The organism is Paracoccus shandongensis (assembly GCF_017315735.1).
Taxonomy (GTDB): domain Bacteria; phylum Pseudomonadota; class Alphaproteobacteria; order Rhodobacterales; family Rhodobacteraceae; genus Paracoccus; species Paracoccus shandongensis.
On the sequence record NZ_JAFLRK010000016.1, the window covers coordinates 27,603 to 46,892 of the forward strand.

A 19,290-nucleotide genomic window follows, 5' to 3' on the forward strand; every position below is an offset into this window, starting at 1 on the left:
TTGGATAAAGGCAACCTTTAATTGAAATTTCCGTGGCCTGAATCCGCCGCTGAAAGACGGGCGCAACCCCGCGTGCAAAACCCGCCCAAACAAGGTTAACGCCACGTCTTTCCACGACAAAATCCTTACGTCGGGCAAGCAACTCATGGAACTGTTAAATTTTTATTGATATGACCTTTTCCCAAGACATGGGTCGGGGGAAAGCATTGCCAGAAGGCAAGACCGGCGGGGCATGATGCGCCCTGCCCTTCATGACCCATGTCCGGTGTGTTCGCCCGCGTTGGGCAGTCGGAAAGAGTGTCATGAGTGACTTTTACAAGAAATACGAATGGTCGGCCTTTACCGAGGCGGACCTGCTGAAGAACGGCAGGAACGGCTGCGACTTCGGCAAGGGCGACAGCTTCGTCGCCGGTTCGGCCACCACCAGGATGGCGACCTATGACAACGACGCCAAGCTGTCGGGGGCCAGCACCTGGTGGTGCAACACCTATGCCGACGACACATCGGGCCAGGACGGGTATGTCAACGGCGCCCGCGTCGGCTGCCAGATGTATGCCGAACAGTACCACGTCCTGCGCGGGTCAGACGGCAAGACCTATTACCTGATCGAGATCAAGATCGAGGGCCATGATTCCGCAGGCGCGGGCAACGGCTATTTCACCTATTACGGCGCGCAGCCCCCGGCGGGCACGGCGCTGACCGTGACCGGCACCTGCAAGGTCGAGGGTTCCTGGATCGACTATTCCTGCCTGGGCGCGGGCAACACCGCCCCCCCGAATACCGCGCCCACCTTCACCAACGTCCCCGCCAACGGCGTCTTCTGCGTGTCCGAGAACACCAAACTGGTGGTGGACCTGAACGCCTCGGACAAGGATGGCGATGCCCTGTCCTTTTCCATCGTCGGCGGGGCCGATGGCGCGGCCTTCACCATCGACGCCAAGACGGGCGTCCTGTCCTTCGTGACCGCGCCAGATTACGAAAAGCCCACGGACAGCAACGGCAACAACAGCTACAAGGTGATCGTGGCCGTCAGCGACGGCAAGGGCGGCACGGTCAACAAGGAACTGACCGTCACCGTCGGCGACGTCAAGGAAGACGCCCCCCGATGCACCGTGATCGAGGCCGAGGACATGAAGCTGTCCTGCTATTCGGTGAAATGCGCCACATCGGCCTCGGGCGGGGAATATATCGCGCTGGCCAGCGGCACCGGCAGCGCCACGACCACCTTCGCGGGGGCGGCGGGCACCTATGACCTGTCGCTGCGCTATTGGGACACGGCGGGCGACGGCAGCATCAAGGTCTATGTGAACGGCACCCTGGCCGGAACCGTCCGGCTGAACGCCAACGACAATGCCTGGCACGACATCAGCCTGGAGGGCCTGAACCTGAAGAAGGGCGACGTGATCACCCTCAAGGGCAGCGGCACCGGCTGCGAAAGCGCGATCATCGACAAGGCCACCATCTGCCCCACCGAGGTGAAGCCCGGCGCCCTGGAAGGCCGCGTCTTCCTGGACGCCAACAAGGACGGCATCGACAATGCCGAGGCGGGCGTCGCGGGCGTCACCGTGCAGCTGCTGAACGCGGCGGGTGTGGTTGTCGCCACCACGGTCACGGCGGCCGATGGCGGCTATGCCTTCGGCAACCTGACCCCCGGCGATTACCGCGTGGTCTTCCCGACCGAAGTCGATGGCCGCGAACTGACCGGCGCCAATGTCGGGTCCAACGACAGCGTGGACAGCGACGCCAACACGGCCACCGGCCAGACCGGCAGCTATGCCGTTGTCGGGGGCGGTGTGACCAAGGACGTGGACGCGGGCCTGGTCGATCCCGGCACCGCCGCGATCGAGGGCCGCGTCTTCGCCGATGCGAACGGCGACAATGTGGACAACGGCGAGGCGGGCGTGGCGGGCGTCACCGTCACCCTGCTGAACGCGGCGGGCGCGGTCATCGCCACCACCGTGACCGCCGCCGACGGTTCCTATCTGTTCGAGGGGCTGGACGCGGGCAAGTATGTGGTCGAGTTCCCGAAATCGGTGAACGGCCTTGTCCTGGTCAACGCCAATGTGGGCGGCGACGACACGATCGACAGCGATGCCAGCCAGACCACCGGCCAGACCGGCGTCATCAGCCTGGGCATCGGCGAGATCTCGTCGGACAACGACGCGGGCGTCAAGGATCCGGCGACCGCCAGCATCGGCAACTTCGTGTTCCTCGACGCCGACAAGGACGGCATCCAGGACGGGACCGAGCGCGGCCTGGCAGGCGTCACCGTCACCCTTTACGACGCGGCGGGCGCGGTCATCGCTACCACCACGACCAACGCGGCGGGCGGATACCTGTTCACCGGGCTGAAGGCCGGCACCTACAAGGTGGGCTTCACCGAAAAGGCGGGCTTCGACTTCACCGCCGCCAACGTGGGCAATGACGCCGCCGACAGCGATGCCAACCAGACGACCGGCCTGACCGCGCCGATCACCTTGACCATCGGCGAGGCGAACCTGACCGTCGATGCAGGCCTGGTCGTGGAAAACGTGGCGCCCGACGCCCGGAACGACGCGGCGGGCACCTGCGCGACCGATCCCAGGACCGTGGACGTGCTGACCAACGACGCGGACGCCAATGGCGACGCCCTGTTCATCACCCAGGTGGACGGCCAGGCCATCGCCGAGGGCGGTTCGGTCGATGTGGACGGCGTCACCGTGTCGCTGATCGGCGGCAAGCTGGTGATCGACGGGTCAGACGCCTACAAGAACCTGCTGGTCGGGCAAAAGGCGCAACTGGACATCAGCTATACCGTGTCGGACGGCAATGGCGGGTTTGACACCGCCATCCTGGACATGGACTTCTGCGGGGCGAAAAACACGCTGGACACGATCAAGGCCAGCCTGCCCGCGACCGGGACGCTGGTGCTGTCCATCGACGATACCTTCGACGGCGAGCATTTCAACGTCACCCTGTCGGGCACCGGCGACAACCGCTTCGACGGCCAGACCTTCGACGCGGCCTATTGCGTGTCGGCCTATCTGCCGATTTCCGAAGGGGTCGAGGTTCCCTACAACGTCTTCCTGGCCGATGCCTCGGTTTCCAAGACCGTCGTCTCGCGTCCGCAGAACCTGGACATGGTCAACTGGATCCTGAACCAGGACTTCGACGCGATGGACAACGGCGACGGCAAGGGCCAGGCCTATACCGAGGCCGAGATCCAGGGCGCCATCTGGGGCCTGACCGACAACATCGTCTTCGTCAACCCGGCCCTGGGCAGCACCGCCAACGCGCGCGAGATCTATAACCTTGCCCTGGCCCATGGCGAAGGGTTCGAGGCGGGCGAAGGCGACATCGTCGGCCTGATCCTGGATCCGACAACGGCGGCCGAGGCGGCGGGCAACAAGCAGCCCATCATCGTCGGCATCGAATGGGACGACCTGGCGCAGGATTGCTTCTGCTTCTGATCGTCACGCCCGCGCTGCCCCCGGGTGGCGCGGGACGCATTCCGGTCGTCCAGGAACCGGGATCGGGATTTCCCCGGGGATCCCTTGTGCAGTGTGACGGCGCCCTGGATCGCCGTCTGTTTTTTCGGAGTTCAAGCCATGAAGAAATTCGCCTTTGCCAGCGGCCTCGTCAGCGCCGTTTCCGCCGCCGCCTCGGTCGCGGCCACCGGCGCCGCCTATGCCTGCGCGGGCCTGTCCTGCCCCCCGGCGCCGACCCCCGTTCCGGAAATCAGCGCCCTGGAGGGCACCGCCGCCATCGCCGCCATGGCCGCCATCGTGCTGCTGACCTGGGAACGCCGCCGCCGCGCGCACTGAGCGGTTCGGTAAAACCCTTAGCATCGCTTGCTTGACAGGCCTGCCCCCGGGCGGGCCTGATCCGTTTCCACCGCTTGCCCCCGGATCCCGTTCCATGAGCGACAGCCGCGCCCCCCGCCTGCCCGCCCCTTCCCTGCCCCTCACGCCCCTGGCCCTAGCGGCCCTGCTGATCGTGGCCGAGCTTCTGGTGATCGGCATGACCTTCAAGCACGGGATCGCCTTCCGCTGCCTGGACAACTGGCCGCGGCCCGTCTGCGAAACCACCAGCCGGACGCTGGCGGGGCTGTATTGCGCGATCGCCGCCACGGGCCTGTTCGCGCTGCTGCGGCCCTGGCTGTTCCGCGACCTGCTGGCCAGGGCGGGCCATGACGCGCGGCCGCTGACCGTGAACGGGGCCGGGTTCGCCCTGGCCATGCTGCCCGTCCTGTTCCTGCGCCAAGGCGAGGGCACGGCGATGATCCTGCCGTCCTTTGCCGCCTGGATCCCCGGCATGGCGCTGATCCTGGGGGGGATCGGCGCCTGGCTGGCGCCGCGCGCATTGTGGGCACGGTTCGGCCGCCGGGCCGGTCCGGCGCTGGCGGTGGCCATCGCGGCGGGCGCCATGGCCCCGATGATCGCCATAAGGCTGCAACCCGTCTGGGACATGGACGCCATCGCCGGGGCGACCTTTTCCGCCGTCCATTGGATGGTCGGCGCGCTTGGCTATGACGTGGTGGCCGACCCGGTCCGCCGCCATATCGGCGCCGAAGGCTTCATCCTGTCGATCGCCCCCGCCTGTTCGGGGATCGAGGGGATCGCCCTGGTGACGATCTTCGTCACGCTGTATCTGTGGCTGTTCCGGCAGGAGCTGCGCTTTCCCCGGGCGCTGCTGCTTTATCCGCTGGGCGTCGTCGCCAGCGCGGGCCTGAACGCGGTCCGCATCGCCATTCTGCTGATCCTGGGGATCGAGGGTCAGCCCGAACTGGCCGTGGGCGGATTCCACAGCCATGCGGGTTGGGTAATGTTCACCGCCGTGGCGCTTGGCATCATCGCGCTGGCGCGCCGGGTGGCCTGGTTCAACCGCGCGCCCGCCATGGCCGCCCCACGGGCCCCTCTGCCGCCTCTGCGCCGCGACCCGGTCGCCGCCCGCATCCTGCCCTTCGCGGTCTTCATGCTGACCGCCGTGGTGGCCCCCGCGATCAGTCCGACCCCCGCGATGTTCTATCCCCTGCGGGTGATCCTGCTGGCCGGGGCCGTTTTGCTGGTCTGGCCCGCGCTGCGGGGCATTGCCTGGCGGGTGTCGCCCCTGGCCTGGGCTGCGGGCGCGGCTGTCGGCCTGATGTGGGTGGCGATCCCCGTCGCGCCCTCGGTTGCCGCCCCCCCTTACGGCGCGCTGGCCGGGGGCATGGCCGCGCTGTGGTTCGTCTTTCGCGGCATCGGCACCGTGATCCTGGTCCCGCTGGTCGAGGAGCTGTTCTTCCGCGACTACCTGGAAGGCCGGCTGCGCGGCGCGGCCCCTGCCCCCCTGTGGCGCAGCATCGGGGCCATCGCCGTCTCGGCCGCGCTGTTTGCCGCGCTCCACGACCGCTGGGCCGAGGCTTTCGTGGCAGGCGTCGTCTTTTCGCTGGTGTTGCGCCGCAGCGGCCGGATCGCGGAGGCCATCGCCGCCCATGCCATGGCGAACCTGATCGTCTTCGCCGTGGCGGTCGCAACCGGAAACCTGGCGATCATCTGATTGCGGTTCGGCCCATTTTCGCCTATCTAGCCAGATAGCTGGACAGGTGACGCGATGTGGACCTTGCAGGACGCCAAGAACCGCTTTTCCGCCGTGGTCGATGCCGCCATGGCCGGGCAGCCCCAGCAGGTGACGCGCCGGGGCAAGCCCGCCGTGGTCGTGGTCTCGGCCGCCGAATACGACCGGATGCGCCAGGCGGCGGGGGACCGGCGCGGCAGCTTCCTGCACCATCTGCTGGAATTTCCGGGGCTGGACGATGATCCCCGCCCGCAGGACCGCCCCCTGGCCCGCCCGCGCGATGTCGATTTCTGAAAAACTGATCCTGGACACGAACGTGATCTCGGCCCTGCGCCGCCCGGACCGCAGCCCGCGCGTGGTGGCCTTCCTGGCAAGCCAGCCCGAGGACAGCCTGTTCCTGTCGGTCATCACCCTGGGAGAGATCGAGCGCGGCATCATCCGCCAGGAAAGCCGCAATCCCGGCTTTGCCGCCGACCTGCGGGCCTGGTCGAACCGCACCCAGGCCTTGTTCGGGGACCGCCTGCTGCCCTTCGGCGCGGCCGAGGCGCGGATCTGGGGTGCCCTGTCGGCGCGGATCGGGCATGACGGCGCCGACCTGCAGATCGCCGCGACCGCGCTGGCCCATGACGCGACCGTTGTCACCGGCAACACGGCCGATTTCCGACCCTCGGGCTGCCGGATCGTCGATCCCTTCGCCTGACGGTCAGGGGAAAAGGTTGAAGTTGCGGTTCACGCCCAGATAGACCCGTTCCTCGTCGTCGCGGGTGCCGTTGCTGTCCTTGCTGCGGATGATGCTGGCGCCCGCGACCAGGGCGAACTCGTTTGGCAGGTCGCGGCTGTAGTCCAGCCCGAACGAGGCCGAGCGCGCATCCTCGTTGTCGCCCGTCTGCACCTGGCTTTCGCGAAAGCGGATATTGGCGCCGATGGTCGAGATGTCGGACAGTTGGCGGCGGAAGCTGGCGGACAGGTCGGTGTTCAGCGCCTCGTCCCCGTCGTCGTCGGTGACCGCCGCGCGGCGCAGCGAGGCCTGGAATTCGGACGCGCGGCTGATTTCCTGGCGATAGGCGATCTGGAAGATCGGGTCGTAATTGCCCTGGAAATGCGTCACGCCGATCTGGCCCGACAGCTCGTAATAGCGCAGCTTCAGCGTGCGGCCGATGTTGAAATCCTCGCGCCGCCCGGCGGTGCCGGGGTTCGATCCGAAGGACAGCGACCAGTCGCCCAGGGGACGCGAGCGGATCAGGCCCAGGCTCAGCGACGGGCCCCGGGTTTCCTCGACAAAGCCGTTCTCCTCGGTCCGGCGGATGGTGGTGCGGGCCAGCTCGACATCCAGGTTGGTCAGCTTGTCCACCTGCAGCGAGGCGCCCGCGCCGTAGCGGTCGAACCGGCTGTCGGTGCCGTCGTCGCTGTCGGTGCGGCTGGCCCGGGCCAGGATGCGGGCCCGGATCAGGGGAGTCGGCTCCAGGTAGAAGGTGACGTTGCCGCTGCGCGTCTCGCTGTCGTCCAGGTCGGGATCGGTGGTGCCGGTATAATCGCGCTGCAGCCAGGACAGGCCGAATTCCCCGCCCAGTTTGGATTGGGTGCCGAAGACATAGGTCAGGCGGGCGTCGGTCTGGGCCACGCGGCCCCCGTCCAGCGTGACGAATTCGTTGGCGATGTCGTCGAACAGGATTTCCTCGTCCAGGTCGTTCTCGCGATAGCCCAGTTCGGTCTCGATGGCGGCGTTTCGCGCGCCGCGGCGCAGCAGCAGCCGGGCCTGCGGATCGCCCAGGGCAAAGGTCTTGCTTTCGTCCGGGTCGTTCAGGCGGAAGGGCGCGGACAGCGAGAATTGCAGCGACTGGACGCGGGTGGCGCGGCGCAGCGACAAGTCCAGGGGCGTGATGCCGACCAGGGTGCCGTCCTCGACCGCGACCTGCTGGCCCAGCGTCAGCCGCGTCTCGGGGGCCGAGGGGTCGCTGTCCTGGGCCTGGACCGGGGTTGCCAGCGGCAGCAGGGCGGCAAGCCCCGCGATGCCCGCCGCCAGGGCCCCCCGGCCGATCCCGTGGCCGATCCCCTGGCCGATCCCGCGCCGCACCTTTCCCCTCACTCGAACAGGCCGCGTTCGGGAACGATGATCACGTCGCCCTCAGCCAGGACGGGGTCCAGGTTCATGCCCGCGCCCCGCATGATCGCGGCATAGTTCACGGTGATGACCTGCCCCGGCACCGAGGCGCGGCGCAGCTGGATGCGCTTTGTCGCGGCAAAGGGGGTCAGCCCGCCCGCCTGCGACAAGGCCTGCAGGAAGGTCGTGCCGGGCAGCACCGCCTTGGGGCCGGGGGCGCTGGCCTCGCCCATGATGTAGATGTTGACCACGTCCTCCTCGGCCTCGGTCACCGGCGCCTCAAGGGGCATGGCAGTCACGAAGACCGTGGGCGGGGATGCCAGCACGCCCGCCAGCGCCTGGCTGATGCTGTTGCTGACCGCCGTGGGCGACTTGCCCGCGACGCGGATGCTGCCCGCATAGGGAAAGTTGATGGTCCCGCCCGGCAGCACCGCCACCGTGCGGTTCAGGGTGGCGTCCTCCAGCACCTCGATCATCAGGCGGTCGCCGGTCTGGATGCGGTATTCCTGCGCCAGGGCGCCGTGGGCGAAAGACAATGGCAGCGCCAGAAGGGCGGCCAGAATGAAACGCAGCAGGATCGTCATGGATCAGTCCCTTTATACTGTTCCCGTCAGCCTGCCTTGCGGCGCCTGGCCTGTCTGGGATCACTCGATATCACATTGCCATGGGCGAAAGCCCCAGAGGGACAAAAAATCCTTTCCCTGTCACCTCTGGACCACAATCCGCCCTTGGCTTCCGGCACCCGGGAACCCGGGCGTCAGTTCGTGGCCTGCCCCGCCGCCGGGGGCTGCGCGGTTCCGGCGGCGGCGGGATCGTTCAGCCGGGCCAGGGTTTCGCGCGCGGTGTCGATGGATTTCCCCGTCTGGCCCGGGGACAGCATGTCCAAGCCCTTTTGCAGCTGCGCCTTCGCGGCATCAGACTTGCCGACGGCGGCCTGGACCACGCCCAGGTGCAGCTGCACCACGGGATCGTCGGCCAGCCCCGCTGCGGCGCCTTCCAGATAGGGCAGCGCCGCGCGGCTGTCGCCGTTCAGGTGTTGGATCCAGCCATAGGTGTCCATGAAGGCGGGCACGGTGGTATCCTTCAGCCGCCGCGCCACCGCCGAGGCGCGCGTCACCGCCGCAGGATCGTCGGGCTTCCAGGTCGCCAGAAGGCTGGCCAGGTTGTTGGCGACGATCACCGCCGAGGAATCGCGCGCGTAAAGCTGTTCATAGATGGCGATGGCGCCGTCGATGTCGCCCTTGCGCTCGACCAGGCCGGCCTTGGACCACAAGAGGTCGGGGTTGCCGGGGATGGCGGCCAGGGCCTGGTCGGTCAGCGCCAGCGCGCCGTCCGTGTCGCCCTGCTGCGAGGCCAGCCGGATCAGCGCCAGGTGCGGCGGCAGATCGGCGGGCTGTTCGGCGACCAGCGCCCCGAAGGTGTCGCGCGCGGCGGGCAGATCCTTCTTGGCGGCCTGCGCCAGGCCCAGGGCCATGCGGGCCGGGCGGCTGGCCGGATCGGCCGCGACCATGTCCCCCGCCAGGGTCAGCGCGGCATCCACCTGCCCCGTCGCCAGTTGCGCGCGGATCAGGCTCAGCTTGGCGCCGATCCCGGCATCCGCGGCATTGGCCTGCTGTTCCAGATAGCCAAGCGCGGCGGCCTCTCCTTCCTGGTTGGCCATGCGGGCCAGATCCAGCCGCTGGGCCGCGGCGATGGCCCCGTCCGTGCCGATCTCGCGCAGGCGGGCGATCACGCCCTGGGCGCGCGGCAGGTCGGGCATGGACAGGTAGACCTGGCCAAGCGCCGCCAGCAGATCCAGGTTTTCCGGATCGCGGCGCAGGGCGGGCAGGATCGCGTCCTCGGCCGGGCGCCAGCGGTCCTCGGACATCAGGCGGCCCGCCAGGCGCAAGGTCGGGGCAACCGCGTTCCCCGAGGCCGCCGCCGCCTGCGACAGGTAATCGCGCGCCAGATCGGGTTCGCCCGCGCGGTCATAGGCATCGGCCATCAGGCTCAGCGCCTCGGGATCCTCGGGCGCCTGGTCCAGGACCGCACGCAGCGACAGCACCGCGTCGTCCACCTTGTCGTCGCGGATGTCCCAGGCGGCCTTCAGCTTCAGCGCGCCGGGATGGCCGGCATTCTGGGCCAGCACCTCATCGACCTGCTGGCGGGCGCCAGGTTCGTCGCCGGTCTCCAGAAGCATCCGCGCCAGCTGCACCTTCACGTCGCGCGAGGCGTCCGTGGGCTCGGTCACGCCGTCCAGGACGGACCGGATCTCGGCAATGGCCTCGGCGCGCTTGCCGTCGCGGAAATCGAAGCCCGCGCGCAGGGTACGGAACAGCAGCGGATCGGCGCCCTCGGCGATGACGCGGTCCAGTTCGGCCCGGGCGGCATCCGCGCCGCGCTGCATCTCGATGAAGCGGATCAGGTCGGCGCGCGGGGCGGGGTTGTCCGCAGGCGCGGCCTCGGCCAGTTCGCGCAAAAAGGCCTCGGCCTTGTCGGGCTGGTTTTCGCCCCTGTAGAAGCGCACCAGGTCGGCCTTGGCCTGGCTGTTGTCGGGAAATTTCGCGATGGTGGCGCGCAGATGCGCCTCGATCGCGGGCTTGTCGCCGCGTTCCGCCAGAAGCGCCAGCCGCTGCAGGTATCGCTGCGGATTGTCGGGCTGCAGTTCCAGCAGGCGCGCGGTCAGCCGGTCGGCCTCGTCCAGGTCGCCCACGCTGGCCGCCCGGTCCAGCAGGATGCCCATCAGCATCGGGTCGTCCGGCCGCGCGGCGGCCATGCGGACCGCCTCCTGGGTCAGGGTGGCGCGTTCGTCGCGATCCTGGGCCACGGTGGCGTCGCGATAGCGCCGGGTCAGGTCCAGCACCTGCACCTGCGCGTCCTGGGGGGCGATCTCGACCGCGCGGGCGGTGTGGCGGGCGAATTCCTCGGGGTTCTGGCCGTCGAAGGCCAGCCGCGCCAGGGCGATCCGCGTCGGAAGGTCGTCGGGATACTGTTCGGCCAGGCGCAGGTACTGGCTGTAGGCCTGCGCCGTCTCGCCCCGGTCCAGATAGGTCTCGGCCAGGGTCTTGCGGGCCTCGTAATGGGTGCCCTCGATGTCGAAGACGTTGCGGAACTGCACGATGGCGCGGTCCACGTCGCCCGATTCAAGCAGCTGCAGGCCGGACTGGTAATATTCCTCGGCCTTTTCGGCCGATGTCTTGCAGCCGGCAAGGGGCAGGGCAAGGCCCAGGGCCAGGGTGGTGGACAGAAGCAGACGGATGCCCCGCCGGGCAGGGGAGGGGCTGGAAGGAACGTCGGAAATCATGATCGGAAACGTCTCGTCGCTTTGGGGCGGCGGGTGCCCTTCTGACGGCCCGCAGCAGGAATGACGCGGCCTCAGTAACCTGTGCCGCGCAGGACCACCACCACGGTCCGGGCCAGGATCTTCAGGTCGAGCCAGCCGGACAGATCGCGATGATATTCCTCATCATAGCGCACCCTTGCGACGAATTCCGACTCATTTCGCGCCGAGATCTGCCACAAGCCGGTGATTCCGGGCCGCAGCCGGTAATAGGCCTGCCCGCAATACATCCCCCGCTGCTCCACCATCATCGGGCGCGGCCCCACCAGCGACATGGTGCCGTTCAGCACGTTCAGAAGCTGCGGCAACTCGTCCATCGAGGTCTTGCGCAAAAGCCGCCCGACCGGCGTGACGCGGGGATCCTGCTTCAGCTTCTGGGTGCTGGCCCATTGAATCCGCGCCTCGGCGTCCTGTTCCAGATGCGCGGACAGCCGGTGTTCGGCATCGACCACCATGCTGCGCAGCTTCCAGATGTGGAACACCTGTCCCTTCCGGCCCACCCGCTTCTGCACGAAAAAGGGGTTGCCGCCGTCGCAGGCCACCAGAAGCGCCATCAGCAGGATCAGCGGCAGGGTGACGGGGGCGGTCAGCAGGACAAGAAGGACTTCAAATCCCCGCTTGGCGCCGTTGCGGTAGAAACCGCGTTCCTTGCCCCCATCGGGAAATCCCATGTCCGGCAGGGCAAGATCGGGGGTGAAGTCGGTCATGCGCGTATTGATCGTCAAAATTCCCTCCGTCGAGGAAACACCATGAAAAGGGGCCCACGGGCGACAGCAAGGACCAGGCTTCCGAAACAGCACAACCCCTGTCGCGGACAGCGCCCAGCGGAACAAGGACAGGCTAGCATGGGGGAATGGCAATCTGAATAAATAGATTAAAAATTAGTTAAATTTTTCTTTAGTTATTGTGTTCGCTTGAAATTTTCCCTGGTTTCTCCGCATGGGGCCGGAAATCCCCGGGACAGGGCGCAACCGATGGTGGAAAAGACGCAGGGGGATCCGCCCATGCCGTTCAGACTCAGCGGCTTTATTCTCACTTTTAGGCAGTTGACGCGGCGCGCCCGGGTGTCAGGCTGGCAAAACCCCGCCCGAAAGGGTATAGCGATCCAAGGATTTACCGGAGTGCCCGCCGTTTGAGCCAGTTCTACCTAGATCATTACGGCTTTTCGGTCCGCCCGTTCTCGATCCTGCCGGATCCCGCCATGCTGTTCTGGTCGGACCGGCACAAAAAGGCCTTCGCCGTCCTGGAATACGGGCTGATGACCCGCGCGCCCCTGACCGTCGTCACGGGCGAGGTGGGCGCGGGCAAGACCACGCTGATCCAGGCCCTGCTGCGGCGCGTGGATCCCGACATGCGGGTGGGGCTGATCTCCAACGCGCGGGGCGACCGGGGGGATCTGTTGCGCTGGATCCTCAACGCCTTCGACATCGCCACGCCGGCGCGGGCCGATTACGTCGACATGTTCCAGACCTTCCAGGATTTCGTGCTGGCCGAATATGCCGCCGGACGCCTGGTCGTGCTGATCTTCGACGAGGCGCAGAACCTGGGCGCGGACACGCTGGAAGAACTGCGGATGCTGACCAACATCAATTCGGGCACCGACGAATTGCTGCAGCTGATCCTGCTGGGCCAGCCCGAGCTGCGCGAGATCATCACCCGGCCCGAACTGCGCCAGTTCGCGCAGCGCGTCAGCGCGACCTTTCACCTGGGCAGCTTCGACGCCGACACGACCGCCGCCTATATCCGCCACCGTCTGCAGAAGGCGGGCGGCACCGGGGACGAGATCGACGGCCCGGCCTCGGCCCGCATCCATGCCGAGGCGCGCGGCGTGCCCCGGATGATCAACAAGATCGCCGACCTGGCCCTGGTCTATGGCGCGGCCGCCGGCCGCAAGGCCGTCGGCGCCGACATCGTGGACGAGCTGATCCGCGACGGGCTGATCCTGACGGCGGCCCCCGAGCCCCCCCTGCCGAAGCGGTCCAAGAGGCTGGTTCTGGCCCATGAACAAGAGGTCAAGCGGGACGCACCATGATCGACCTGCGCTTTTACTGGTCCCTTCTGATGCGGCGCCTGCCGGTGATGCTGGCGCTGCTCATCATCTGTTCGGTCTTCGGCGCCGTCTGGGCGATCCGGGCACCCGCGACCTATTCGACCTCGGCCCGGCTGCTGGTGGAAAATCCGCGCATCCTGGAAAGCCGCGACACCGGCGGCGATTCGGCGGGCGAGATGCTGCAGGTGATCGAACAGCAGCTTCTGACCCGCGCCAACCTGATCGACGTGGCCAACAAGCTGGATGTCTTCGCGTCTGACAGCAGCCTGGACGTGGACGAGAAGCTGGACCGGATGCGCGCCAACACCGAGATCCGCCGGACCGGCGGGCGGGACGAGGCGACGATGATGCTGGTCAGCTTCACCTCGCCCGACCCGCGCACGGCCGCCGCCGTGGTCAACGAATACACCACCCTGATCCTGGGCGCCAACACCCGCTCGCGCGTCGGCGCGGCCGAGAACCGGCTGGCCTTCTTCCAGGGCGAGGTCGAGCGGCTGAGCCAGGATCTGGACCGGCAGAACGCCCTGATCCTAGACTTCAAGCGCAAGAACGCCGACGCCCTGCCCGAGAACCTGCAATACCGCCAGGACCGCCAGTCGCTGCTCCAGGAACGCGTGGCGCGGCTGGAAAGCGACCTGGCCGTGTTGCAGGCGCAGCGCGCGGAAATGGTGCGCCTGTTCGAGCAGACCGGCAACGTCCCCGCCAGCAATGCCCCGCAAACGCCCGAGCAGCAGCAACTGGCCGCGCTGCGGGCCGAGCTGAACGGCGTCTTGGGCGTCTATAACGAGGACAGCCCCCGCGTCCGCGCCCTGCAAAGCCGCATCGCGGCGGCCGAACGCGCGGTCCAGGCGCAGGGCACCCCGACAGAGCCCGCCAACAGCGGCAATTCGCTTCTGGACATGAACCTGTCGCAGATCGACAGCCGGGTCGCGGCGCTGCAGAACGAACGGACGCAGGCCGATGCGGAACTGGAAAGGCTGGCCGCCTCGATCAACGCCACGGCCGCCAACGCCATCGCGCTTGGCGCGCTGGAACGGGACGAGCAGAACATCCAGTCCAGCTACAACGCCGCCGTGGCCAGCCTCGACCAGGCCCGCCAGGTCGAGCGGGTCGAAACCTCGGCCCAGGGCCAGCGCATCACCGTGATCGAGGCGGCCAGCGTGCCCAGCCAGCCCTCGGGGCCGAACCGCAAGAAGATCGCGATGGCGGGCATCGGCCTGGGCCTGGCGCTGGCGGCCGGGTTCTTCGCGCTGATGGAGCTTTTGAACAACACCATCCGCCGCCCCGCCGAGCTGCGGTCCCGGTTCCAGATCACCCCCCTGGCCGTCATCCCCTTCATCGAGGGACGGCGCGAACGCCGCCGCCGCCAGATCGTCCGCCTGGCCGCGATCCTGGCGGTGGTGATCATCATTCCCCTGGGATTGTGGGGGATCCATACCCAATACATGCCGCTGGACATCCTGGCGCAAAAGATCGTCAACCGCCTGGGCCTTGGTTGAGCGAGGGGAAAATCCGGTCATGGAAAAACTGCAAGCCGCCATCGAGATCGCCCGCAAGAAGCGCGAAGCCGAACGCGGCGAACCTGCCGTCTCCGCCCCCGCCCCTGCAGCGCCGGACGCGGCGGCCGTCCCCCCGGCCAGCCCCGATTCTGGCACGCCCGATACGGACGCGCTGTGGCAGGCCCTGCCCGAGGCGGATCTGGACCGCGCCACGCTGGTGCGGTCCCGCATCCTGTCGCAAAGCGCGTCCCACGAATCGACCCCCTTCGACGTGCTGCGCACCAAGATCCTGTATCAGATGCGCCAGAACGGCTGGCGGCGGCTGGCGATCACCTCGCCCCTGCCGAAATGCGGCAAGACCACGGCGGCGGTGAACCTGGCGTTGGCGCTTGGGCGCCAGCCGGAACTGCGCTCCATGCTGTTCGACTTCGACCTGCGCGCGCCCGCGGTGGCCGAAAAGCTGGGGCTGGACCGGCCTCCCTCGATCGCGCCGCTGCTGCGCGGGGAACGCGCCTTCGCCGATCATGGCCGGCGGATCGGCCCCAACCTGGCCCTGGCCTTGTCGGGCGAGGCGCAGACCGACCCGACGCGCCTGCTGATGGCGGACACCACCCGCGACACCCTGGCCCGGATCCAGGGGGATTACGCGCCCGACATCATGATCTTCGACCTGCCCTCGATCCTGATCGGCGACGATGCCCGCGCCTTCCTGCAGCATGTGGACTGCGCCCTGATCCTGGCCCGCGCCGACCAGACCCGATACGGCGATTTCGACAGCTGCGAACGCGAGGTGGGCGAATACACCAATGTCCTGGGCGTGGTGCTGAACGCGTATCGCCACGGCGACGGGCGGGTGGATGCGGAAGGGGGCGGGACTGTGGCGGGGCAATCGCATGGCTGACCAATCCCTTCATACCGGCGCCCCCGGTTCCCATAGCAGGCGGCTGTTGCTTTATGTGCATGTCCCTGTTCACCAAGGGCATGACGGCGAACTGATGATCGAGCCGCAGGCGGCGAACGGCCTGCGCCTGTGGGCCAGGAACTTCGACCATGTCACGGTCATGCAGCCGGTCAGGGCGGATGCTGGTGGTGGCAAGATGCTGCAACCCGTGTCGCAGATCCCCGGTGCCGACAGGATCACCTTTGATCCCCTGCCGATGGCCTATCGGCCCGACCGTTTCCTGCGCCACCTGCCTGCGGCACGGCAGAAGATCCGCGACAATATCGCGCAGGCCGATTATCTGTGCTTCAGCCTTGGCGGATTGTGGGGCGACTGGGGGGCGGTGTCCTCGATCATCGCCCACCGGATGGGGCGGCCTTATTCGGTGTGGACCGACCGGGTCGAATCCAAGGTCGCCCGTCACAACGCGCGCACTGGACAGGGCCGTTCAGCCCTGCGATCCCGTCTGGACTGGCGGCCGATGGCCGCGCTGGAGAAATGGGTGATCCGCCGCGCGGCATTGGGGCTTTTCCATGGGCGTGAAACCTATGATGCCTACGCCCGCTTCTGCCGGCAGCCGCAACTGGTGCACGACATCCATGTGGGCAAATCGGATCACATCAGCCCCGACGCCCTGCCTTGCAAGCAACATGCGGCGGCCGAAGGCCCGCTGCGCATCGTTTATGCCGGCCGCGCCGATCCCATGAAAGGCCCGCTCGACTGGGTCGAGGTTCTGGCGATGCTGGCTCGCAGGGGGGTGGATTTCCGCGCGACTTGGCTGGGCGATGGACCGCTGCTGGCCGAGATGCGGGCGGCCATCGACGCGGCAGGTCTGACCCTGAAGATCGAACTACCCGGCTTTGTCAGCGACCGCGGCACCGTCCTTGAGGCGTTGCGGCAGGCGCATGTCATGCTGTTCTGCCATAAGACGCCCGAATCGCCGCGTTGCCTGATCGAGGCGCTGGTCTCGGGCACGCCCCTGATCGGCTACGAGGGCACGTTTGCCGCCGACCTGATTTCCGGCCATGGCGGGGGGCAGCTTGCGCCGATGGACGACACCGCCGCCCTTGCATACATCCTGGCCAACCTGGCGCAGGACAGGACAAAGCTGGCAGACATGATGAAGCGCGCCGTCCGGGATTCCAGCGAATTCCACGACGAGGCGGTCTTTGAACATCGCGCCTGCCTGATCCGCGATCATCTGTAGACCCAGGGGCAGGACAGCCAAGCGGCCCTTACTTGTATTCGATCAATCTCTGACCGCGGCGCCCGATCCGCTTCCACCAGTATTCCAGAACCCCGATCGCCTCGGGCAGCTTTCCCATTGTCAGGAATCCGGCCCTGACCAGATCCCCGTCGCGCCGCCACAGCCGGACGACCTGCAGGGGCCAGGCCAGCAGCAGGGCCAGCAGCAGCGGATGGACCAGGACCGCCCCCAGGACCGCCGCCAACGGGATGCCCAAGCCCCAGGCCAGCGCGCGGCGGGCTTGCGCGACATTGTGGCGTTCCGGTCCCCGTCCATGCAGCGCCGCGCCCAGGGCATAGGCATAGCCCGCCCGCCGGGCCCGCCGCCACCACTGGCTGAAACGGTGCATGGCCGCGTCATGGCGCGCCATCTCGGCATCCAGGCGCCAGATCTGCCAGCCCATCCGGCGCAGGCGCAGGCAAAGCTCGGGCTCCTCTCCGGCGATCAGGGCGGGGTTGAAGCCGCCCGCCGCATGAAACGCCGTCGCCCTGAACAGGGCGATGCCGCCGCAGGCCTTGGCGGGGCCTATGGGGGTGTTCCATTCGTGGTCGATCAGCCGGTTGTAAAGCGATGCCTCGGGCGCGATCTCGCGCAGGCGCCCGCAGGCGACGGCGGCGTCAGGGTTCTCGGCCAGGAAGCGCGCGGCCTGCGGCAGCCAGCCGGGATCCAGCACGCAGTCGCCGTCGATGAACTGGACGTAATCGGCCCGGTCCCCGGGCAGGGCCGCGACCCCGGCATTGCGCGCGCGGGCGGCGGTGAAGGGGGTGGCCATGTCCAGCCTGACAACAACCGCGCCCCTCGCCTCGGCGGTGGCGATGCTGCCGTCGGTCGATCCCGAATCGACATAAACGATCCGGCGGAACCCGGCGGCCCGCAGGCTGTCCAGGCAGCGCACCAGCCGCTGCCCTTCGTTGCGGCCGATGGCCACGGCGTCGATGACCGGCGGGGACGGGGCGTTCATGTCGCGGCCGCGGGCCGGGGGGGATGGCGGCGGGTCTGCCGGGTATAGGCGTTCCGCCCGGCATGGGGATCGGCGGGTGCGGGCCCGCCCGCCGTCTCGGCCATCCGGCCCAGTTCCAGGCGCCCGGCCAGGGCCCCGGCCAGCAGCCATGTCACCGGGGTCAGGGTGGCATTGGGGATGAGGTCGATCATGTTGGCGGTCAGCGCCATGGCCAGGCCCGCGGTGGCGGGGGTCAGCGCCAGGGTCTTCCAGCGCAGGCCCATCAGGATCATCGGCGCCAGCAGCAGCCCGAACTGCGCCAGATAGCCGATCCAGCCCCGGGTGCCGATCGCCATGACCCAATAGCCGTCGGTGACGCTGATGTCGCGGCCTTCCTCGTTGAGGACGCGGTTGCGTCCCCAGCCTCCCCAGCCGAAGGCGGGCCGCTGGTTGGCCTTGGCCAGCAGGATATCCTCGTTGTCCAGGCGATAGCGCAGCGATGCGGCGCGCCCGGGATCCACGCGCTCGGCCCAGGCCAGGACTGTCTCGGTGGGCACCAGGTCCGCGCCCCGCAGCATCGGGTAAATCAGCAGGACAAGGGCCAGGACCGCCGTGCCGATGACCTGCAGCCGGACCGGCAGAAGAAGGATCATCCCCCCCAGCAGCAGCCCGATGGCCAGCGCGCCCATTCCCTTGGCCAGGACCAGGGTCAGGAACAGCCAGGCCGAGGCCAGAAGCCAGCGCGTCCGGGGTCCGCCCGATGCGCTGCGCCACAGCGACAAGGCCGCCAGGAACGAGGCGCAGAAGAAGATCGCCAGCCAAAGCCCATGGCTGAGGAAGACGACGGGCCGAAAGCCGCCCGCGCGGACGTGCTGCACCCAGTCATGGGGGAAATAGCCATAGATGTTGCGGCTGAGTTGCGGCGAGAAGCGCACCTCGTAAAGGGCCGGCAGCGAATAGGCCAGTCCGGCCACCGCCAGCCCGACCAGCAGTCCCCTCTGGGCGTCCGGGTGGGCCAGGTATTTGCGCGCCAGAAGAAAGGGCAGCAGCGTGAACAGGGTTCCCCCCAGGAACGAGCCCGCATCATAGGGGCGCAGGGCCGGCAGGACCTGGGGCCCGTATCGCAGCACATCGCCATTGGTCAGCACGGTGGCGATGGCCCCGGCCAGCATCATGATGAACAGGATGCGCAGGATCCGGCTGCGCGGCCACAGCCCCGGCAGCACCATGTCGGGGGCCATCCCCCGCAGGCGCGGCCCCTTGACCAGCAGGGCGGCGGCCAGGGCGGCGGCAAGGCCGGGGATCGAGTCCTTGTTCAGGGTCGGCACGGCGGGAAGGTCGATCGCGTAGTTCTGGGGCAGCAGCAGATAGGCGCCCAGGATCGAGGCCATCACGGCCGTCGCGGGCGCCCGGCTGGCGAAAAGCCAGAACACCACCACCGGCCAGAACAGGACAACAACCATCGAGATCATGGCGGCCGTTCTGCCACAAACATTTTCAACAGACTACGGCCATCTGGAGGGAACGCGCCTTGCCGTTCGGGGATGCAGCCCGGGCCGCTTGCCGTCGGGCTGCGGGGCGGGACAGCCTTGGACACCGCAGGTCGCGGGGGGAATCGGAAAAGTAAATCCTCAACCGTTTGTTATCATGGTGATATCCA

General features: G+C 67.9%; 15 protein-coding genes. 9 read left to right on the plus strand and 6 right to left on the minus strand.

The annotated features are described in order from the left end of the window. Positions 1 to 302: 302 nt before the first annotated feature. The 5 genes from JX613_RS11405 (at position 303) to JX613_RS11425 (ending at position 6,235) form a co-directional block, all read left to right on the plus strand. Positions 303 to 3,449, plus strand: coding sequence for an SdrD B-like domain-containing protein (locus tag JX613_RS11405; protein ID WP_237168516.1), 3,147 nt, complete (start codon positions 303 to 305; stop codon positions 3,447 to 3,449). 138 nt (positions 3,450 to 3,587) lie between these two features. Then, positions 3,588 to 3,803, plus strand: a complete 216-nt coding sequence (locus tag JX613_RS11410; protein WP_207101592.1) for a hypothetical protein — start codon at positions 3,588 to 3,590, stop codon at positions 3,801 to 3,803. Positions 3,804 to 3,897: 94 nt separating this feature from the next. Then, entirely contained in the window at positions 3,898 to 5,517 is a 1,620-nt protein-coding gene (gene xrtE, locus JX613_RS11415; RefSeq protein WP_207101593.1) for an exosortase E/protease, VPEID-CTERM system, read from the plus strand. A 54-nt stretch (positions 5,518 to 5,571) separates the two neighbouring features. Beyond that, on the plus strand, positions 5,572 to 5,829 hold the full coding sequence (locus JX613_RS11420) for a type II toxin-antitoxin system Phd/YefM family antitoxin (RefSeq protein WP_207101594.1): 258 nt from the start codon (positions 5,572 to 5,574) through the stop codon (positions 5,827 to 5,829). Continuing rightward, complete coding sequence (locus JX613_RS11425) at positions 5,816 to 6,235, plus strand: type II toxin-antitoxin system VapC family toxin (RefSeq protein ID WP_207101595.1); 420 nt, start codon at positions 5,816 to 5,818, stop codon at positions 6,233 to 6,235. The genes JX613_RS11420 and JX613_RS11425 overlap by 14 nt, the downstream gene beginning before the upstream one ends. A gap of 3 nt (positions 6,236 to 6,238) precedes the next feature. Here JX613_RS11425 and JX613_RS11430 read toward each other — a convergent pair whose 3' ends face one another. From JX613_RS11430 to JX613_RS11445, 4 genes are all read right to left on the minus strand, one after another. Beyond that, entirely contained in the window at positions 6,239 to 7,609 is a 1,371-nt protein-coding gene (locus JX613_RS11430; protein ID WP_207101596.1) for a hypothetical protein, read from the minus strand. An 8-nt stretch (positions 7,610 to 7,617) separates the two neighbouring features. Then, positions 7,618 to 8,220: a polysaccharide biosynthesis/export family protein gene (locus JX613_RS11435; RefSeq protein ID WP_207101597.1), complete on the minus strand. Its 603-nt coding sequence runs from the start codon at positions 8,218 to 8,220 to the stop codon at positions 7,618 to 7,620. Positions 8,221 to 8,393: 173 nt separating this feature from the next. Then, positions 8,394 to 10,919 (minus strand): tetratricopeptide repeat protein, encoded by a 2,526-nt coding sequence (locus tag JX613_RS11440; protein ID WP_207101598.1) that lies wholly within the window; start codon positions 10,917 to 10,919, stop codon positions 8,394 to 8,396. Between the two features lie 71 nt (positions 10,920 to 10,990). Next, a complete protein-coding gene (locus JX613_RS11445) occupies positions 10,991 to 11,662 on the minus strand; it encodes a sugar transferase (protein WP_207101599.1) in 672 nt (223 codons plus the stop codon). 425 nt (positions 11,663 to 12,087) lie between these two features. Here JX613_RS11445 and JX613_RS11450 point away from each other — a divergent pair, with 425 nt between their 5' ends. From JX613_RS11450 to JX613_RS11465, 4 genes are read left to right on the plus strand one after another with little or no spacing between them, the layout of a single operon-like run. Next, complete coding sequence (locus JX613_RS11450) at positions 12,088 to 12,987, plus strand: ExeA family protein (protein WP_237168517.1); 900 nt, start codon at positions 12,088 to 12,090, stop codon at positions 12,985 to 12,987. After that, positions 12,984 to 14,504 carry a GumC family protein gene (locus tag JX613_RS11455; RefSeq protein ID WP_207101600.1) on the plus strand — a complete coding sequence of 507 codons (1,521 nt, stop codon included), beginning with the start codon at positions 12,984 to 12,986 and terminating at the stop codon, positions 14,502 to 14,504. Before JX613_RS11450 ends, JX613_RS11455 begins: the two co-directional genes overlap by 4 nt. 19 nt (positions 14,505 to 14,523) lie before the next feature. After that, complete coding sequence (locus JX613_RS11460; protein ID WP_207101601.1) at positions 14,524 to 15,405, plus strand: CpsD/CapB family tyrosine-protein kinase; 882 nt, start codon at positions 14,524 to 14,526, stop codon at positions 15,403 to 15,405. Then, positions 15,398 to 16,651: a glycosyltransferase gene (locus JX613_RS11465; protein ID WP_207101602.1), complete on the plus strand. Its 1,254-nt coding sequence runs from the start codon at positions 15,398 to 15,400 to the stop codon at positions 16,649 to 16,651. Before JX613_RS11460 ends, JX613_RS11465 begins: the two co-directional genes overlap by 8 nt. A gap of 28 nt (positions 16,652 to 16,679) precedes the next feature. On the opposite strand, the gene JX613_RS11470 is transcribed toward JX613_RS11465, so the two are convergent. Beyond that, positions 16,680 to 17,651 (minus strand): glycosyltransferase family 2 protein, encoded by a 972-nt coding sequence (locus tag JX613_RS11470; protein ID WP_207101603.1) that lies wholly within the window; start codon positions 17,649 to 17,651, stop codon positions 16,680 to 16,682. Then, on the minus strand, positions 17,648 to 19,102 hold the full coding sequence (locus tag JX613_RS11475; protein ID WP_207101604.1) for a hypothetical protein: 1,455 nt from the start codon (positions 19,100 to 19,102) through the stop codon (positions 17,648 to 17,650). The genes JX613_RS11470 and JX613_RS11475 overlap by 4 nt, the downstream gene beginning before the upstream one ends. Positions 19,103 to 19,290: the final 188 nt, after the last annotated feature.